Source organism: Bradyrhizobium sp. CIR48, assembly GCF_014198315.1.
GTDB lineage: Bacteria > Pseudomonadota > Alphaproteobacteria > Rhizobiales > Xanthobacteraceae > Bradyrhizobium.
This window is the reverse complement of record NZ_JACIHG010000010.1, coordinates 149,971-167,865: the sequence shown is the minus strand read 5'-3', so window position 1 is coordinate 167,865 and position 17,895 is coordinate 149,971. Positions and strand designations below refer to the sequence as shown.

Annotated in this window: 13 protein-coding genes; 9 read left to right on the top strand and 4 right to left on the bottom strand. The window is 59.4% G+C overall.

What is annotated here, in order from left to right; genetic code table 11:
* The first annotated feature begins 40 nt into the window (after positions 1 to 40).
* Positions 41 to 304 (top strand): hypothetical protein, encoded by a 264-nt coding sequence (locus tag GGD66_RS41665; RefSeq protein ID WP_246789005.1) that lies wholly within the window; start codon positions 41 to 43, stop codon positions 302 to 304.
* A 123-nt stretch (positions 305 to 427) separates the two neighbouring features.
* Complete coding sequence (locus GGD66_RS28760; RefSeq protein WP_183231112.1) at positions 428 to 718, top strand: hypothetical protein; 291 nt, start codon at positions 428 to 430, stop codon at positions 716 to 718.
* A 677-nt stretch (positions 719 to 1,395) separates the two neighbouring features.
* Here GGD66_RS28760 and GGD66_RS28755 read toward each other — a convergent pair.
* Entirely contained in the window at positions 1,396 to 1,614 is a 219-nt protein-coding gene (locus tag GGD66_RS28755; RefSeq protein WP_183237577.1) for a hypothetical protein, read from the bottom strand.
* A gap of 630 nt (positions 1,615 to 2,244) precedes the next feature.
* On the opposite strand from GGD66_RS28755, the gene GGD66_RS28750 reads away from it, so the two are divergent.
* Complete coding sequence (locus tag GGD66_RS28750) at positions 2,245 to 2,409, top strand: hypothetical protein (RefSeq protein WP_161500021.1); 165 nt, start codon at positions 2,245 to 2,247, stop codon at positions 2,407 to 2,409.
* 245 nt (positions 2,410 to 2,654) lie between these two features.
* Positions 2,655 to 8,525 carry an AAA family ATPase gene (locus GGD66_RS28745; RefSeq protein WP_183259719.1) on the top strand — a complete coding sequence of 1,957 codons (5,871 nt, stop codon included), beginning with the start codon at positions 2,655 to 2,657 and terminating at the stop codon, positions 8,523 to 8,525.
* Between the two features lie 1,226 nt (positions 8,526 to 9,751).
* Here GGD66_RS28745 and GGD66_RS28740 read toward each other — a convergent pair.
* The 3 genes from GGD66_RS28740 to GGD66_RS28730 form a co-directional block, all read right to left on the bottom strand.
* Positions 9,752 to 10,609 carry an HD domain-containing protein gene (locus GGD66_RS28740; protein WP_183259718.1) on the bottom strand — a complete coding sequence of 286 codons (858 nt, stop codon included), beginning with the start codon at positions 10,607 to 10,609 and terminating at the stop codon, positions 9,752 to 9,754.
* Between the two features lie 563 nt (positions 10,610 to 11,172).
* A complete protein-coding gene (locus tag GGD66_RS28735; RefSeq protein WP_183259717.1) occupies positions 11,173 to 11,361 on the bottom strand; it encodes a hypothetical protein in 189 nt (62 codons plus the stop codon).
* Positions 11,362 to 11,690: 329 nt separating this feature from the next.
* Positions 11,691 to 12,674 (bottom strand): ABC transporter substrate-binding protein, encoded by a 984-nt coding sequence (locus GGD66_RS28730; protein ID WP_183259716.1) that lies wholly within the window; start codon positions 12,672 to 12,674, stop codon positions 11,691 to 11,693.
* 185 nt (positions 12,675 to 12,859) lie between these two features.
* Between GGD66_RS28730 and GGD66_RS28725 the strand changes: the two genes are divergently transcribed.
* The 5 genes from GGD66_RS28725 to terL all read left to right on the top strand — a co-directional run bounded on the left by GGD66_RS28725 (position 12,860) and on the right by terL (position 17,550).
* Positions 12,860 to 13,108 (top strand): helix-turn-helix transcriptional regulator, encoded by a 249-nt coding sequence (locus tag GGD66_RS28725; protein ID WP_183259715.1) that lies wholly within the window; start codon positions 12,860 to 12,862, stop codon positions 13,106 to 13,108.
* A 256-nt stretch (positions 13,109 to 13,364) separates the two neighbouring features.
* Complete coding sequence (locus tag GGD66_RS28720) at positions 13,365 to 14,291, top strand: hypothetical protein (RefSeq protein ID WP_183259714.1); 927 nt, start codon at positions 13,365 to 13,367, stop codon at positions 14,289 to 14,291.
* A 76-nt stretch (positions 14,292 to 14,367) separates the two neighbouring features.
* Positions 14,368 to 15,705 carry a site-specific DNA-methyltransferase gene (locus GGD66_RS28715; protein WP_183259713.1) on the top strand — a complete coding sequence of 446 codons (1,338 nt, stop codon included), beginning with the start codon at positions 14,368 to 14,370 and terminating at the stop codon, positions 15,703 to 15,705.
* Positions 15,698 to 16,111 (top strand): DUF5681 domain-containing protein, encoded by a 414-nt coding sequence (locus GGD66_RS28710; protein ID WP_183259712.1) that lies wholly within the window; start codon positions 15,698 to 15,700, stop codon positions 16,109 to 16,111. Before GGD66_RS28715 ends, GGD66_RS28710 begins: the two co-directional genes overlap by 8 nt.
* Entirely contained in the window at positions 16,108 to 17,550 is a 1,443-nt protein-coding gene (gene terL, locus GGD66_RS28705) for a phage terminase large subunit (RefSeq protein ID WP_183259711.1), read from the top strand. The genes GGD66_RS28710 and terL overlap by 4 nt, the downstream gene beginning before the upstream one ends.
* Positions 17,551 to 17,895: the final 345 nt, after the last annotated feature.

Sequence of the window (17,895 nt, the reverse complement as noted above, 5' to 3'; positions counted from 1 at the left end):
TGGTAACTATCCCGATCGGATCCCCCGCAGTACAAACGCCTTGAAGCAAGTTCGTCGCTGGAACGCATTTGAAGACTTGTACGGAATGAACTCGGCCGTCTTGCTGATCAGCGACAGAGACCGAGACTTTCCCATCCACAGCATCGACGCTGAGAAGGACGGCAGTACCGCGAATTCCAATCACGGCAGTCGGCGTCGCGACCTGCATGTCGCCGCTTTTCGCGACCTGGCCAGCGACGAAACTGGCGGCACCCTGGATGAGAGTGAACATCGAATGGTTCGTGCCACTCGTCAGGCTGACTAAGGTGCCACTCGCACTACTCTGCCCCTCATACCCCAATTCGTTCAACATGAACCGAGCGTTGGCGCTCAGGTTGAACGTGCTGCCGTCGATAAGGACGAGACCAATGGTAGAGCCGCTTCCAGTTTGCACGACATCGTTCTGATAAACGACATCCCCATTATTCGCCTCGATCGTAACGCCGTTGCGAACGATGCTGGCGCTTCCCGTTACGGTCGCGACACGGCCAATCACCTTTCCAGCAGCGGCATTACCTCCGGCTTGCGCAAAGGTTTGATAACCGGTGAGGGCTTCGACCACTCTCGCATCGAGCAGCGCGCCGTCCGACGAGCTGAGCGGCAAACGCTTCTCGCCGAGAAAGTAATTGGGGATCGTGATCCGATGGTCAGAATCGGAAATGATGAGATCATGACCTGAACGTGCATAGTCCCCTGAGAACAAGAGATGCGCGTCCGAAATGATGAGTGCGTGAGCTGGGGCAGGCTTAGGGAAACTAAAGGACGCCCCAGCCATATCAGATCCGGCAACATCGAACTTTTGGTTCAATGGGGTAGTCAAACCAGCCCCCACCCATAAATTTGCAAATTAAATAATTAAATGCTAATAGCACCCCGTAAATTTAATTAAAAGAGCTATTTGATCTGGCTGGAACGCTGAAAGCCTGCGGTGGTTTGGCCCGTGATAATCACGCTGGCCCGAGTGTCCGTGGCTGACGATCATAAACGACACACGCTGGGTCCATCCGCATGGTGCAATCAAGAGGGCTTCATCGCCTGGACCTGTTGGAAGTGCGCCGTCAGCTGGTGCGCGCGCGCAATCGGCACTCCAATAACAGGAGCATTGTGAGGCGCATCAACGGTCTGTTATGTCGAATTTATCACTTGGATGCGATCGAACCCAAAGGAGGTCGGCGAATCCGCGAAGCCATTCAAATTGCGCTGCGAGATACATCCAAGGATTAGTTGACCAAAGTCCCGCGCCCCGCTCCCTTATTATCCGCGATTGCGCGGTGCGTTCACTCGCGAGCGTATCCTGCCATATCTCGGCCAGTGGACAATTGCGACAGACCGCGAGTTGACCGCCGCTTGCGGTTTTTACCGTTTGCCGCTGGGCGCGTGATTGCACGTCTTATGGAAAGCGTTCGCCGCCCCGGCCATCTGAAGCGATAGCTGGTCCATGGCCGATCCTTCTTCAGCCAGGCGCTTCTCAACGTACTGCTGCTCAACGTCGGTCAACGCAGTTTCTAGCAGGCGCAAATACCGCTCAACATTCTTCCTATGGGTCTGCAAACGGACAATCGTTTCGTCGCTCATGTTCTATCCAATAGGTAGCGGCGCAATATTGCAAAATAGCTCTGAAAAGCCGCGTCAAAAAAACCAAAATATAAATAACAGATTTAAAATGGCAGAACAATCGAAGCGGATCAAGACTCAGCCTCGCGGTGAATTGCTTATGCTCCACACGCCGGATTTTTGAATTTACTAAAATCCAAACTCCCTTTACCCTAGGGGTATATTGCTATGCGAAATTTGATTGTGGGGCAGCGTTATGTCGAGTGCGATTGAGTTGATCGTTGGCGGTTTCACTCGGCTAAAAGACCAGCTGTCGCTCGAAGCTCTCCGGATGCATCGCTAGCGGTTGGCCGCTGATCTGAAGGCCACAACTGGTTTCGATTGCCGATCATCTATCGTCCAAATCGAGCAAGACATCGCGGCCATTGAAGCGGGGCTCCGGACGCTTTCTCAACCGGTCAGCGGCTGATCGGACAAGCGAGGGTGAGAGAGACCGAAGGCGGTTAGTCCGCTCCACCCCACGCCGATTTGCCGCCGGAATACTGGCAGGCGCTCCTCGACGATCCACGCTTCGGCCTGTCGGGCAAACTCTAGATGGCACCCGTAAATTTCCCAATGTTGCCTGCCTCGGGCCGCCGGCAAGATGACAACATGAAAGCATCGAAGCCGAAGGAATGGAGCGACCTCGAACGCAGGAAGCTTTCGGCAATGAGCCGCCGGCGGTACGGCGCGGCGGAGATTGCCGCGGCCCTTCGCCGGCATGTCGGCTCAGTCAAGCGGATGGCGCGAGAAATGGGGCTACTTCTGAAAAAATGACGATCGGACGAATTTCATCGATCTATTGCAAGACAGAACGCCTGTCCGCGTTCGACCGATGCCGCACCTGATCGGTAACCAGAATTCAGGACCGCTCCGTTGGTAGTCGAGCTTAGCTCGGCTGGCCACGCCGCTCCATCTGTGGCAAGCTCGATTTTATTCAACGAGCTCAACAGGTATCTCGCCACCCGACATCGGGTTCCGTAGAGGCCAGCAGTTGAACCCAGTCTTTCGGTTCGGCGCGCATGGATAGCGACTTCCAGGCGTTATGGGAGGACGACGACCGCATCTTTTGCCGGGCATCGCGCCAGGGCTCCGATGGTGGCCGCAAAACTGTGCTGGCCGTGCTTCCCGCCGAGCATGCCCCATCAACGAGCCGGGATCGCCTGGCTCACGAATATGCACTAAAGGACGAGCTCGACAGCGCGTGGGCCTTGCGGCCGCTCGAACTTGTCAGGGAGGGCGGCCGGCCCGTGCTGCTGCTCGAGGATCCCGGCGGCGAGCCGCTGGAGCGCCAGCTCCAAGCGCCTATGCAGGTGGGAACGTTCTTGCATCTCGCCGTCCACATCACGGCGGCTCTTGGCAAGGTCCATCAGCGTGGGCTCGTGCACAAAGACATCAAGCCGCACAACATCATCGTGAATCGCGCGACCGGCGAAGTCAGACTCACGGGTTTCGGCATTGCCTCGCGACTCCCGCGCGAGCGCCAATCACCCGAACCGCCTGAAACCATCGCCGGCACCCTCGCCTATATGGCACCCGAGCAGACCGGACGAATGAACCGCTCGATCGACGCGCGCAGTGATCTATACGCGTTGGGCGTCACCTTCTATCAGATGCTCGCCGGCGTGCCCCCGTTTACCGCAGCCGATCCGATGGAATGGGTGCACTGCCATATCGCCAGGAGGCCTGTGCCGCCCGCCGAGCGTCGGAAGCAAGTGCCCAATTTCCTTTCGGCCATCATCATGAAGCTGCTCGCCAAGACCGCCGAGGAGCGCTATCAGACCGCGGCCGGTCTGGAGAGCGATCTCCGGCGCTGCCTCGCCGCCTGGGAGGCTCGGCAGGGGATCGACGACTTCCCCCTGGGCGAGCGCGACATCCCGGACCGGCTGCTCATCCCCGAGACGCTCTATGGGCGCGCGCGAGACATCGAAGTCTTGCTCGCGGCCTTCGACCGCATGGTCCAGGGCAGCACGCCTGCGCTGGTGTTGGTCTCGGGATACGCCGGCATCGGCAAGTCAGCTGTCGTCAACGAGCTGCACAAGGTGCTGGTGCCCTCGCGCGGCCTGTTCGCCGACGGCAAATTCGACCAATACAAGCGCGACATTCCCTATGCCACATTGGCGCAGGCGTTCCGCAGCCTGCTCCGGGGCCTTCTGGCGAAGAGTGAGGTCGAGCTGGCGCCCTGGCGCGATGCCCTGCACAAGGCGTTAGGCCCGAACGGCGGGCTATTGGTGGACCTGGTCCCCGAGCTGAGGCTCATCATCGGCGAGCCGCCGCGGGTACCCGACCTGGCTCTGCAGGATGCGCAAAGGCGCTTCCACCAAGTGGTGCGGCAGTTCATCGGCGTGTTCGCGCGACCGGAGCATCCACTGGCGCTATTCCTCGACGACCTGCAATGGCTAGACTCGGCGACGCTTGACCTGCTCGAGGATCTAATGACTCAGGCGGATGTGAGCCATCTGCTGATGATCGGCGCTTACCGCGATAACGAGGTCGACGCCGCGCATCCTCTGCGGCGCAGGATCGCCGCCATCAAAAATTGCAGCGGCATCGTTGAGGAGATCGCGCTAGCGCCGCTTGCCACCGAGCATGTCGGGCAGCTGATCGCCGACTCGTTGCGTTGCGAGCCGAGTTATGCCGCGTCCCTGGTGCAGATAGTGCAGGAGAAAGCGGGTGGCAATCCGTTCTTCGCCATCCAGTTTCTTCACGAGCTCGTCGAGGAGCGTTTGCTTGCGTTCGATCATACGTCGCCGTGCTGGACGTGGGATCTCGATCTCATTCGCGCCAAGGGCTATACCGACAATGTGGTGGACCTCATGGTCGGCAAACTCGCGCGCCTTCCGGCCGACACGCAGGCAGCGTTGCAGCAGCTCGCCTGTCTCGGTAACAGCGCCACGATCACGCTGTTGGCCCTTGTTCTGGGAAAATCGGCGGCTGAAGTCGACGCAGCGCTGTGGGAAGCCGCGCACGAGGAGCTGGTCGAGCGACGGCAAGGCTATTACAGATTCACCCACGACCGGGTGCAGGAAGCCGCCTATTCAAGCAAACCGGAAGCCGAGCGTGCGGAAGCCCATCTCGCCATCGGCCGGCTCCTCGTGGCGAATACTCCCACAGAACAGCACGGGGACGTGATCTTCGACATTGTCAATCAGCTCAACCGCGGCGTTGCGTTGATCACCTCACGAGACGAACGAGCGAAGCTGACCGAGCTCAACCTGCTCGCAGCCAAGCGCGCCAAAGCGTCCACCGCCTATGACTCGGCACTGACTTATCTCAAAGCCGGCGCGGCCCTGTTGCTGGAGGATTGCTGGGAGAGCAGGCATGAACTGGCCTTCTCCCTGGAGATCAACCGGGCAGAATGCGAGTTTCTGACCGGCGCGCTGGCGGAAGCGGAGCGACGCCTGATGGCTCTCTCAGCCCGTGCGGCCGGGCCTGTCGAGTTAGCCACGGTCTCGTGCCTGCGCATTGACCTGTACACGAGGCTCGATCGGAGTAGCGATGCAATTGCTGTTGCTCTCGATTACCTCCGCCACCTGACCATCGACTGGCCGCCCCATCCGACGGAGGAGGAGGCGCGAGGTGAATACGACCGCGTCCGCTCCCAACTTGGCGGGCGCCGTATCGAAGCTTTGATCGATCTGCCCTTAATGAGTGATTCGGTGTCTCTCGCGACTCTGGGCGTGCTGACCAGGCTGCTGCCGCCTGCACTATTCACGGATTTGAACCTCTTTTCCTTGACCGTTTGTCGAGCGGTTAATCTCAGCCTTGAACACGGAAACTGCGATGCCTCGTGCGTTGCTTATATGAGGCTTGGGATGATTGCCGGTCCTCGCTTCGGCGACTACGAGGCGGGATTTCGATTTGGTCTGCTCGGATATAAATTGGTCGAACGGCGCGGATTGACGCGACTTCATGCGCAGACCTACATGCTCTTCGGAGCGCACCTCGCGCCATGGACGCAACATGTCCGGAGTGCGCGTGATTCGCTGCTTCGGGCTTTCGACGTCGCAAACAAAACCGGTGATCTCACTTTCGCCGCGTACGCCCGCGTCAATCTCAATTCGAATCTGCTCGCGGCTGGTGACCCGCTCGCCGAGGTGCAACGCGAAGTCGAGAGTGGCCTCGCATTTGCGAAGACGGCACAGTTCGGGCTGGTCGTTGACGTTGTCGTCAGCCAACTGCAGCTCATCCGAACCCTGCGGGGGCTGACGTCGAAATTCGGCTCCTTCGACGATGAGCACTTTGAAGAGCTTCAGACGGAGCGCCGGTTCGCCGAGAATGCCAACCTCATGCGAGCGGACTGCTGGTATTGGATCCGAAAGCAGCAGGCGCGCTTTTTTGCAGGCGACTACGCGACTGCGATTGAGGCGTCGCAAAGGGCGCAGCGGCTGCTGTGGACGTCTATATCGCAACTCGAAACTGCCGAATACGAATTCTATGGTGCATTGTCCCTCGCGATGGCCTGCGCCTCCGCTGCGCCTGCCCAGCACCGGGAGTACCTCGCGGCACTGGCGGTGCACCGGCGACAGATCCAAATCTGGGCAAAGAATTGTCCGGAAAATTTCGAGAATCGCGCTGCGCTTATCGAGGCGGAGGTCGCCCGCTTGGAGGGCCGCGAACTCGATGCCGAGCGCCTCTATGAACACGCAATCCGCTCGGCCCGCGCCAACGGCTTTGTTCAAAACGACGCGCTTGCCAACGAACTCGCCGCACGCTTCTACGCGGCGCGCGGGTTTGAGAGAATCGCTCGAGCGTACTTGGCCGACGCTCGGCGTGCCTATTTGCGGTGGGGGGCTGATGGCAAGGTGCGGCAACTCGACCGCGTCTATGCCCACCTGGCAGAGGAAACAGCGGCGCCCGGTCCGACGAGCACGATCGAGACCCCCCTGGAGCAGCTCGACCTCGCCACCGTCATCAAGTTGTCGCAAGCGGTCTCGGGCGCAATCGTCCGGGAGAAGCTGCTCATCACCGTCATGCGCACCGCTATCGAGCACGCGGGCGCCGAGCGCGGCCTGTTGGTTCTGTCGCACGGGACCGAGTTGCGAATTGCCGCCGAAGCGACCACCGACGGCGACACGGTCGTCGTGCAGCTGCGCGACGAGCCCGTGACTGCAGCGCTCCTGCCGGAGGCGATCCTCAACTACATCTTGCGTACGCGGGAGAGCATCATTCTCGATGATGCCGCAGCCCAGAAACCGTTTTCAGCGGATCCCTACATCGTTCAGCGCCAAGCGCGCTCCGTGCTCGGCCTGCCGGTGATCGCTCATGCCAATTTCATCGGCGTGCTGTACCTGGAAAACAATCTGGCTGCGCACGTCTTCGCGCCCGATCGGATCGCGGTGCTAAAGCTGCTCGCCTCGCAGGCGGCAATCGCGCTGGAGAACGCTCACTTGTACCAGGATCTCGCAGAACGCGAGGCTAGGATTCGGCGCCTGGTCGAGGCCAACATCATCGGGATTATCATCTGGGAGCTTGGAGGTCGGATTCTGGAGGCGAATGATGCGTTTCTCCGCATCGTGGGATACGATCGCGAGGATCTCATTTCGGGCCCCCTACGCTGGACTGACCTTACACCGCCGGAGTGGCTCGACCGCCACATGCGATTGTGGATCCCGGAGCTAAAGATGATGGGGAGCGTCCAGCCGTTCGAGAAGGAATATTTCCGCAAGGACGGCAGCCGCGTGCCCGTGTTGATCGGCATGGCTGCATTCGACGAGCGACGAGATTACGGCGTCTCTTTTGTCGTCGACCTGACGGAGCGCAAGCGGTCGGAAGAGGCTCTGCGGCAGAGCGAGGAGCGCTTTCGCACCCTTGTACAATTCTCCTTCGACGTTTACTGGGAATCCGATGCGCAGCATCGCTTCACCCGCCAGGAGTTCGGCGAGGGTCTTGCCGACGCGCCGGCGCTTGGCTCTGAAATTGGGAAGACGCGGTGGGAAGTGCCCTATTTGGAGCCCGACGCGGAGGCCTGGCGCAAGCACCGGGAGACTCTCGATGCCCACCTGCCGTTCCGTGATTTCGAGCTGGCGAGGCCTACGCCTGACGGCGGCAAACGCTACGTGTCCATCTCGGGACTGCCGGTCCTCGACAATGCAGGGCGCTTCATCGGTTACCGCGGCGTCGGACGGGACATCACCGAGCGCAAGCGGGCCGAAGAGACCTTGCGGGAGGTGCAGAGGGAATTGGCGCATGCGAGCCGCCTCGCCACCATGGGTGAGCTCACGGCCTCGATCGCCCATGAAGTAAGCCAGCCGATCGCTGGCGCATCGATGAATGCCGATGCCGCCCTGCATTTCTTGGACAGAAACCCGCCGGATGTCGGGAGAGCCAAGGATACGCTCGGTTATGTTGTGAACGACACTGATCGAGCCCGCGACATCATCGGGCGCATACGTGATCTCATCAAGAAAGCACCGCCACTGAAGGGTCGCTTGGATATCAACGAGGCGATCCGGGACGTGATCGAGCTCGCCCGCAGCGAAGCGGTGAAGAACGACGTCGCGATGCAGACGGAACTCGGAGACGGTTTGCCACTCGTCGAAGGTGATCGCGTCCAATTGCAGCAAGTGATCCTCAACCTGATAGTCAATGCCATCCAAGCCATGGGCACGGTCGCGAGGGGATCGCGAAGCGTGCTCATCACGACCGCTCGGGCCGAATCTGACGGCATTATCGTCGCGGTGAAGGATTCGGGACCAGGATTGGCCCCGGACGCTCTCAAGCGCATCTTCGACCCCTTCTACACGACAAAGCCTGGCGGTCTGGGGATGGGACTGTCGATCTGCCGCTCGATCATCGAAGCGCATGCCGGGCGCTTGTGGGTGACCTCCAACGCGCCCCATGGCGCGACTTTCCACTTCACGGTGCCAGCCCATCCGGGCAGCGCGTCGTGACGTTGTAGCCGCCACGCGATCAGGCGCACGCGGTATTTTACTTCGTGGAGCCAATCGGGGCCGACCGGGACCGCAATGCCCTTCGTCGGCAGGCAAAACTCAAATGAACGCATGCGGGAAGAATAGGCATTTTCGGCTGATTTCCGAGAGGCGGCCCGAGGGCAAGTCCACAATCAAGTTCATGGCATGGGCGGCATGGGAGCGATGTCGGTATCCCCGCAGTCGGCAATAATTTTGCTCCACTGCCGATGCGAGCACGTCAAGGTGTTCGGTCAATCTGGCAAACAACCCGCGCTGGGATCACACGCCAAGTCGCGAATAAGGGCGCACTCAGCGGCGCCTCGGCGAAGCTTCTCGGACTGGGCCTGCATGTCTCAAAGCCAGCCGCCATGTTCCTTTGTTGCAACATTACAAATAGTTGTTCCCGGTCACAAGTGAACACAGCGTTATCGCTGACTGGGACTAGCCTCAATTGCGTGGCGCTCCTCAGCGCCATCCGTCGGACCGCCTTGGCCCCGCACTGTCCCCTCCAGCCCCCAAGGGGCCAAGGCTGGCCCGAGGGAGCTTGCAGCATCAAGGTGAGAGCCTGCCATCCCGATCGTTAGGAGCGATGCCGCCAATTGGGAAACGCAAGACCTCAGGCAAGAGATCGCACGGCAGCTCAGCAAAGCAGCAGATGGGGAGTGCCCACGCTGCGCTTCACATTGATCCAACCTCAACGCGTGCGCGCGCCCGGACGGCGGCGGGAGAAAGAGTTCGTTAGCTTTCTTGTGGCTTGCTGGGAGCGTGCCGATTACCGCTGATTACGGCACACGGAATGGGAATGTCGGCCCCGGCTGTTTCTCCCAACCTGCGGCTGGGGCCGTCTTGAACTTTCGCTGCGTCGTTCAACCCGGTCTACAACCATGTTTAGAGGCATTGCCATCGCGCTGTTTGGAATTGGCATCTTTTCGCAGCTTGATCGAGCGTTCTTCTATGGCCGCAATACCGACGCCGCGCTCAAGCTTGCGCGGGAGATTGGCCGAGGCTTTGGGCTGTAGGTCAGCCGCGCTGCGCTCAAGATCGCTCGGGGACTACTTCTTCAACAATATTGGTCACTGCGGACTTTCGGCCAAACGACAACGGACGTCAGCACGCGCCTAGAGCCGCCGGCTATGTCAGCTATCGTCAGTTCTGAGCGTCGGAGGATTGATCGAAATCAACCCGAAATCACAGTATTGGAACGCCTATAGCTCCGGACCAGAAAGTCCCACCTCTCGCTCAGCGCGGAGGACGTTGCCATAGAGACTGCCGATCCATTGTCTTCCGCTCGAGGTTACATTCAAATAGCGGATGGCAGTTTGGACGTGCGGTGCGACCTTGGTCCAGTAGAACTGAGGATATTTGTACACCACGTCAGCGGGTGTGGTGTATCCGAGCGACTTGTTGAGTCCTATCTCCTCGAACTCGTAGAACAGCGCATTTGATTTCTTCATGTAATTCGGGTCGCCGAGCTGACCGATCAGGTCGGCGGCGCGAAGCAACAAACCTTCCTCTTCGTCAAGATCATCCTTGAGTTCGTTCGCTGATCCGTCCGCATAAGGAAAACGAGTGTATTCGATGGCTTGGGTAACGCGAGCAGCGTCAATTTCGTCAACTGCGTCGAGACGCTCCATGGCGAATAATTTTGAGCGGTCGACATGATAGGGCGCAAGCGCTGCATCGGAAGAGCCGATCGATAACTCAACCGTTCGGCCGGTACCATCAACCACATAGGCACCGTCCTGGTCTCCATGAACTATTCCCCGAACGTAGCCAATATCGTGAAGCAGGCACGCCAGGATGAAGTGAGCATAGTCGCTAGCCGTCGTTGGCCTAAGAAGGGAGCGCCCGATCAGGATGTCATGCCCCACCAGCGTGACCAACAAGGTGTGCTCGACGTTGTGGTAGAGTGCATCGCTGTTACCAATACATTCCAGGGCCAGCTTTGCTGCATAGGGCAGCAATTCCGGCAAGCTAGCGTGGGACGAGCCGAAGCGACCGCTTGTCTCCGAGATCAGGAACGCACCAAGAGCCTGGGACGTCAGTTCTGGGATTGTTATCATGAGCAATCTCTCACTTTGGCGCCGAACCTTCGGGAGGCCTTCTGCAGGATCGGGAGGGAGAGGACGACCTTAATAGTTTGAAGCCAAAGGATGGGTGATAATTGACTTAGATCAACAGCAGCGACGCCGCACTACGCATGTGCCCAGTAGCGACTTCCGCTGAGGGTCACACGCCGCGGAGGAAGCCCTAGCCCCCGTCCGTTCTGTCTCCCAAAACCGACATTGCGAATGCCTCGTCCCGGTTCGGCTAAGGGCCAGAAAAGAATCCCAACCTGTCTGCCCACGTTCACTTCGCCGGGCCCGTTCACTTCGCCGGGAGCGAACATCGAGGTCGAGGCGCCCGACGTCAGCTTCGGCCCCATCAAAAGGTACGGGAGAGGTCTCCGCGGCAGCCGATCTTCGGGGAGTGTTTAGGCGCGCTTCACGTGCGGATCGCCTCATTCTCAAGCCCAAATAAGAGAACGAGAAGTTAGCGAGGGCGCATGTAGCCTTCATGAGTAAAGGCCTCCAGCGTCATTGCGGCAGACCCGCTCGGAAACGCCACGCCGGGTCTGCTCTTTCATTTACCCCTTTTGTTTTTCTTCTGCGCTTTTTCCATCGGAGCTTTTAGAGCGTTCTTCGAAGCGATCAGCGCCCTTGGTTAAATCGTGCCCCGTCTTGCTCTCGTTTTTCGCTTCTTCCCAGGCAGTTGCCTCGCGCAAGCCTTCAGCTGCCCGTTCCCCCGCCTTTGATGATTTTCGTTCGTCATCCATTTGCTGCTCCTTACCGATAAAGACACTCGTCCAGGAATACTTCCTTGTCTCTCTCATCAGCTGCAACAGTTTCCAATCAGATCGCCCGGACATTGTTCCAGTTCCGTTGAAGCTAGGTGCGCTTCCTGGCGTAAACCTCAGTCGAGCCGCGCGGTCCACGTTCCCTAAACAGCGCAAAGCCGACATCGACGTTTCAAACAGTATCCCCGCCCTGGGTCCAATCGTGTCGATCTAGTCGCGTTCTCGGCACGTCCGGGGTTGCCTTAGCTGCTGACATGCCGAGCTGAACCGATCTTCGCCTCACGGCTAGGAGCATAGGCATAACTTCGTCATTCGATCACTTCGTCGGCGCGAGCGAGGAGATAGGGCGGGATAGTAAGGCCGATGTTCTTTGCTGTTTTGATATTTATCGCCAACTCGAATCTAGTCGGCTGTTCAATCGGAAGGTCGGCGGGTCGAGCGCCGCTCAGAATTTTAGCTGTGTAATCGGCAAGCTGACGCTGAACATCGGTAATGCGTGGCGAATAACTCATAAGTCCGCCGGATTTGACGAAGAACGACCATTCATAAGTCGCGGGAATCCGATACTGCTCGCACAACGCTGCGAGTTGCTCTCGGCGTGCAATATAGAATGCATCTGGACTGACAAGAAGCGCGGCATGCTTCCGGTTTCTGATTTCGCCGAAGGCAGCAGAAATTTGCTCGTCGGTGCTCGCCTTCAGGACGTGAATTTGTCGGCCAAGCGACTTGGCCGCAGCTTCGGCATCCGATACCACTACATTCGCGTTTGGATTTGTTGGATTTACCAGCATAGCGATTGTTCCGCCTCCCGGTGTCAACTCTGCCAATAACTCAAGTCGCTTGGCGGTCAGTTGCGGAGTGTACATGCTCACGCCAGTCGCGTTTCCTCCCGGCCTGTTCAAACTGGAAACAACGCCAAGAAGTACCGGGTCCATGGCAATTGCAAACACGATTGGAATCGTCTTAGTCGCTTTCGTTGTCGCCAAGACTCCGTTTGTACCAGTGGCAGCGACGATCACTCGAACGCGATCCTGAATCAGATCTGCGATCAATTCCGGAAAGCGATCATACCTTCCATCAGCGAAGCGGTACTCGATTGTGACGTTCTGGCCTTCTACAAGGCCCTTGGTGCGGAGACCATCCCGAAAGGCGACGAGCAAGTCCTTACTTTTGTCGGCTGAGTCGAAGCCAAGATAGCCAATTGTCGGAAGTGCGCCCTTTTGCGCGTATGCCGCGCAGGGGGAGACAACTGCCGCGGCGCCGCAAAGCGCAATCAATCCTCGCCACTTCATGGGCAAACCCTCAAGGTCGTAAGCGCAGGCGGCAAAGTGAGTATAGATCAGCTGTTCGTCGCGCGCGATGCAGATTGTCGCGCGCCTAGAAATACCGCATCGCAAATGGGAGCGAGATTCCGGTCGTCTTGCGGATCCAGCCGGTGGACGGGGCGGCGCGCTCCGTCTTCCTCGGAGCCCGCGCCATGCTGATCCTGTCCAACCTCATCCCACGCCCGGCGCCGGACCCGGCGCTGATCGGCCAGGCCTTCGATCTCACCCCAGCGGAAACCCGCCTGGCCGCCCTGCTTGCAACCGGCGCATCGCTCGCCAGCGCTGCCGAGCACCTGCGCATCTCGCGCGAAACCGCCCGCAACCCCCTCAAGCCGATCTTCTCGAAGACGGGCGCGCACCGCCAGTCGGAGCTGGTGACTCTCCTCTCTCAACTGGCGTGAGCGGTAGATCTGCTCAACGGCCGCTGGACGCGATGAGCTAAGAGGCGCCGACCATACAGCGGCGCTGCCGAGGACTTCCTTCGTTGCCGCTGCCCTGTCAGAATATGCAGAATTCCCTGTAACCAGGGAAGCGGCATGTCGGCGGGCCTGGCTGCGCCAAATTAACCATCAGGGCACCGATCTCGCGAACGGATTCATTTTCCGTAAAGGCAACTCACGCTGAATCATCGCAGGAGACTCGAATCGGAGATCCCCGATGCCAAAACGCGTAAGTCCAGCACGAATGACTGGCATGGTCCGGTTGGCCGGCTATGGACAAGAGGACGATCGTTCTCTCGATTTAGTTTTTGGGCCCAACGACGGCTTGAAAGATCGCGGCCATCAGGGTTGCCTGCTCAGCGACGCTCAATACAACGATCTGGTCGCCACTGCCGGAGTGAAACGCTTAGACGATCGGGCGCGCGTCGACCTGAATGAGTTTCGCCTCCACGTATTCAAGGACTTACTGCACGCCGAACAGCAACCATCGCCGGGGCAAATCCACAAGGAGATGACCAAGACTTGCGATCTGATCCATGATTTTCTGCAGCGGCTCGCGTCCATCGGATCGCTACCGCAGGAGATTACCAACACAGTGTGCATCGAACCGTTGGCACCGCCCGAAGTCTTCAGCCTGTTTCCCGAACGGCTGTATGACTTTGCAGCTCTGTCGAGATACCACGCCAAGACTGGTCCACGCCCTAGTGAGTTGGACCACGCTGCTGCTTCAGCCGATCGGTTGGCCCGCCACTTGAAAAATCTGGACGCTGCGGTGGGCGAGAAGATCTTGGATGCACTGTGGCTGAAAAATGTCCGGGGTATGCGCGGTCTGGCGGCGATCGCCGGCGTCGTGCGCGACGCCACGACTTGTGCACTCAATCGAAGCAAGAAGAAGAGCGGTGGCCCCCGGCCGAAAACCACGATCAAACAGGTGGTGATATGGCTCGGCGATTGGCTCGAACGTTACGGCGTCCGATTCTCGCACACGCCCCGGGTAAAAGGCCACTATGACGGTCGGCTGCACACACCCGCGGCATGCTTCGTCTTTCGATTTATCAGGATGTGTGACGGCTCGATCCAGGAGACAACGGTCAGCCAATTGTTGGCCGATGCCGTTAAATTCAGGAGGCGTCGCATCGGCTAGCCGGCGGGAGGTCTTCCTGATTGCTATGACGCGGCTCCTGCCTCTCAATGGGCTCAGCAGATGAGAGGAGACCGAGTTGCACAATCAGTCCGACCGGGGCAATGGATGTCCGCTTCGCCATGACCTCACGCCGGTGCTCGTGCCGATCACCGAGCTCAAGCCTCTCGGGTATGAAACGCGACGCCATCCCCAGGGCCAGATCAAGAAACTCGCGGCAAGCCTGCAAGAGTTCGGCTTCGTGGTGCCGGTCATCGCCGATCGTGACTGCCGCATCGTCGCCGGAGCGGCCCTCGTCCGCGCGGCAGATCAACTCGGTCTGGGCGAGGTCCCGGTAGTCCAGCTGCGCGATCTCACCGATGCACAGCTGCGCAGCCTCAGGCTGGCGCTGAACCGTCTGACCGAGGACAGTAACTGGGACGATCAGGCTTTGCGGCTCGAGTTGGTGGAGCTGAGCCAGCTCGATCCAGAGCTCGATCTGCAAATCACCGGCTTTGCTATGGGCCAAATCGATTGCCTATTGGCAACTCCCGAGGGCGATGAGGATGAACTGCCGCCGTTCGTGGCGCGGCCGGCTGTCACCCAACCGGGCGACCTCTGGAATCTGGGTGAGCACCGGATCGTCTGCGCCGATGCAACTTCCGAGACCTATCAGCGCCTTTTAGAGGGCGAGCTGGCGCACATGGTCTTTGCCGATCCGCCGTACAACGTCCCTATCGGTGGCCACGTCTCCGGCCGCGGCAAGGTCACGCATCCCGAGTTCGCGATGGCGTCGGGCGAGCTATCGGCGGCCGAATTCGAGGCGTTCCTGGCCAAGGCGCTAGCGCATCTTGCCGCCTTCACGCATCCGGGGTCGCTGCATTTTCTGTGCATGGATTGGCGCGGCATGGGATCCTTGCTTGCCGCCGCCGAGACGATCTATCCCGAGTTGATCAATCTTTGCGTTTGGAACAAGGCAAATGCCGGGATGGGATCGCTCTACCGGTCAAAGCACGAGCTGGTGTTTATCTTCAAGAACGGCCATGCGCCCCACATCAACAATATTCGTCTCGGCAAGCATGGCAGAAACCGGGCGAACGTCTGGGACTATGCCAGCCAGAACACCTGGGCCAATTCCGCCAAGAGCAAGCTGTCGCTGCATCCCACCGTCAAGCCGGTGGCCCTGATCGCCGATGCGATGCGCGATTGCTCAAACGAGCACGACATCATCCTCGACCCGTTCGGCGGCGCCGGCACGACCGTCATCGCCGCGGAGCGGACTCGACGCCGGGCGCGGCTGATCGAGATCGCCCCCTTTTATGTGGATATCACCATCCGCCGCTGGCAGCATGTGACCGGCAAGTGTGCTGTCCATGCCGCGACCGGCGCTACGTTTGAGCAACGTGATCGCACAACATCGGAGAGCACGCATGACTAAGAATGACGGTAATCCAATTGGCTATGGCAAGCCCCCACTTCACAGCCGATTCAAGCCCGGGCAATCCGGCAACCCCAAGGGACGTCCGCAAGGCAGGTTAAATTTCGCAAGTGACCTTAAACGCGTCCTCGAAGCATCAGTCAGCGTGACCGAGGGCGGCAAATCACGCAAGGTCAGCACGCAGCAGGGTGTGTTGCTCCGCCTTACCAACAAGGCGCTGAACGGCAGCGATCGCGCGATGGACAAATTCCTGTCCCTTGCCGAGGCCCACTTCGCCAAGAACGCCGCGATCACATCCAAAACGCTAGACGCCGATGACCAGGCCATCCTCGAGCAGTTTCGGCAAGAGCTTCTCGCCGAGGCCAACGTTTCCCAAGATATACTCAAGGACGAAGACGACACATGAGTGTACTTGCGGCGGTGCTCAGGGAGCATTTGCGCTACTTCATTTACAAAGCTTTTCGTACTGTCTTCCCAGGAAGCCCCTACCTTTCAAACTGGCATGTGGACGCCATTGCCTTTCAGCTGCTGCAGATCGAAGCCGGCGATTGCCGCCGCCTGTTGATCAATCAACCGCCGCGCTCGCTGAAATCCCTGTCGGTATCTGTCGCCTATGTGGCTTGGCTGCTCGGTCGCAATCCCAGCCGGCGCATCATCGTCGTTAGCTATTCCAACGAACTGGCGGCTGAGCTGCACCGGCAATTTCGTACGGTGATCGAGTCCGCCTGGTACTGCGACCTGTTCCCGGCAATGCGTATCGCGCGAGATACCGGCAGCGAACTGGTGACGAGCGCCGGAGGAGGACGTTACGCCACCTCGGTCGGTGGGACTTTGACAGGTCGGGGTGCCGACCTCATTATCATCGATGATCCGCTCAAGGCCGAGGAGGCAATGTCCGAGCTCGCGCGCAAGCGCGTCATCGATTGGTATGGCGGCACCCTGGTGTCCCGGCTCAATGACAAGGACAGAGGTGCCATCGTCGTCGTGATGCAACGCCTACACGAGGACGACCTTGCTGGGTACCTGCTGCAGGCCGGGGGCTGGCGCCATCTCAACCTTCCGGCGATGGCAACCGAAGATGCCCAAATTCCGATCGGTCGCGGCAAGCATCACATCCGGCGCGCCGGCGAGGTGCTGCACGCGGCGCGGGAAGACAAAGCGGTTCTGGAGCAGATCAAAGCCGAAACCGGCAGCCTGCAATTCTCGGCGCAATACCAGCAACAGCCGATTCCGCTGGAAGGCAATTTGATTAAGCGGGAATGGTTTCGTCGCTACGCCCAGCTGCCGACCACTGACCCATCTAGCCACGTCGTGCAAAGCTGGGACATCGCCATGATGACCGGAGGCGGCAACGATTATTCGGTCTGCACCACCTGGCGCATAGTCCATAAGGATTATTACCTGATCGACGTGTACCGAGGCCGCCGCCAATATCCCGAGCTCAGGCGAATACTGATCGGCCTGGCGAAGCGACATGATGCTGCAACCGTCATCATCGAGAACGCGGGACCGGGCATGGCGATGTTGCAAGATCTGCAGCGCGAGATGCCCGACGGACTGCCGCGCCCGATCGGCATCAAGCCGGAAGGCAGCAAGGCCGACCGCATGGCCGCACAATCGTTCAAGATCGAAGCCGGGCAGGTTCACCTGCCGGCCGACGCGCCATGGCTGGACGCCTACCTGCTGGAACTGCTCGCCTTCCCGCAAGGCCGGCACGACGACCAAGTCGACAGCACCTCACAATTCCTAAAATGGGCGAGCACGCGCTATATGTTCGACGATTGCCCTCTTGGAGTTATCTCGGTGAAACTGACGCGTGGCCACGATGGCTCATACATGGAATGAGCCGGCACTCCGTATCAGAGCTGACACGTCGCGGGGCAATCAGGCGCAGCGCCGCGGTAACAGCAATCGCGCCGCAATAGCACAGGAAGCGACGGCGGACCGGCGCATACTCGTTCGCTGGAGTGCGCAGTCCAAAGGACCGGCTGGCCTTGGCGGTCGAGCACATCGCTCGGCGGAATTGCCGGCCGCCAGGAGCGGTGAGAAGCGCAGAAACACCTGGCAGAAAAGAGCAAGAATCTTGCTGCAGAATGGACTGGCATTCGCAAGCAAATGGAGCGTTACTGAGTCGACCGGGCCTTGGCGATGGTGCCGGTATCTCACCTCGCAGGTGCGGGGCTTTCGGCG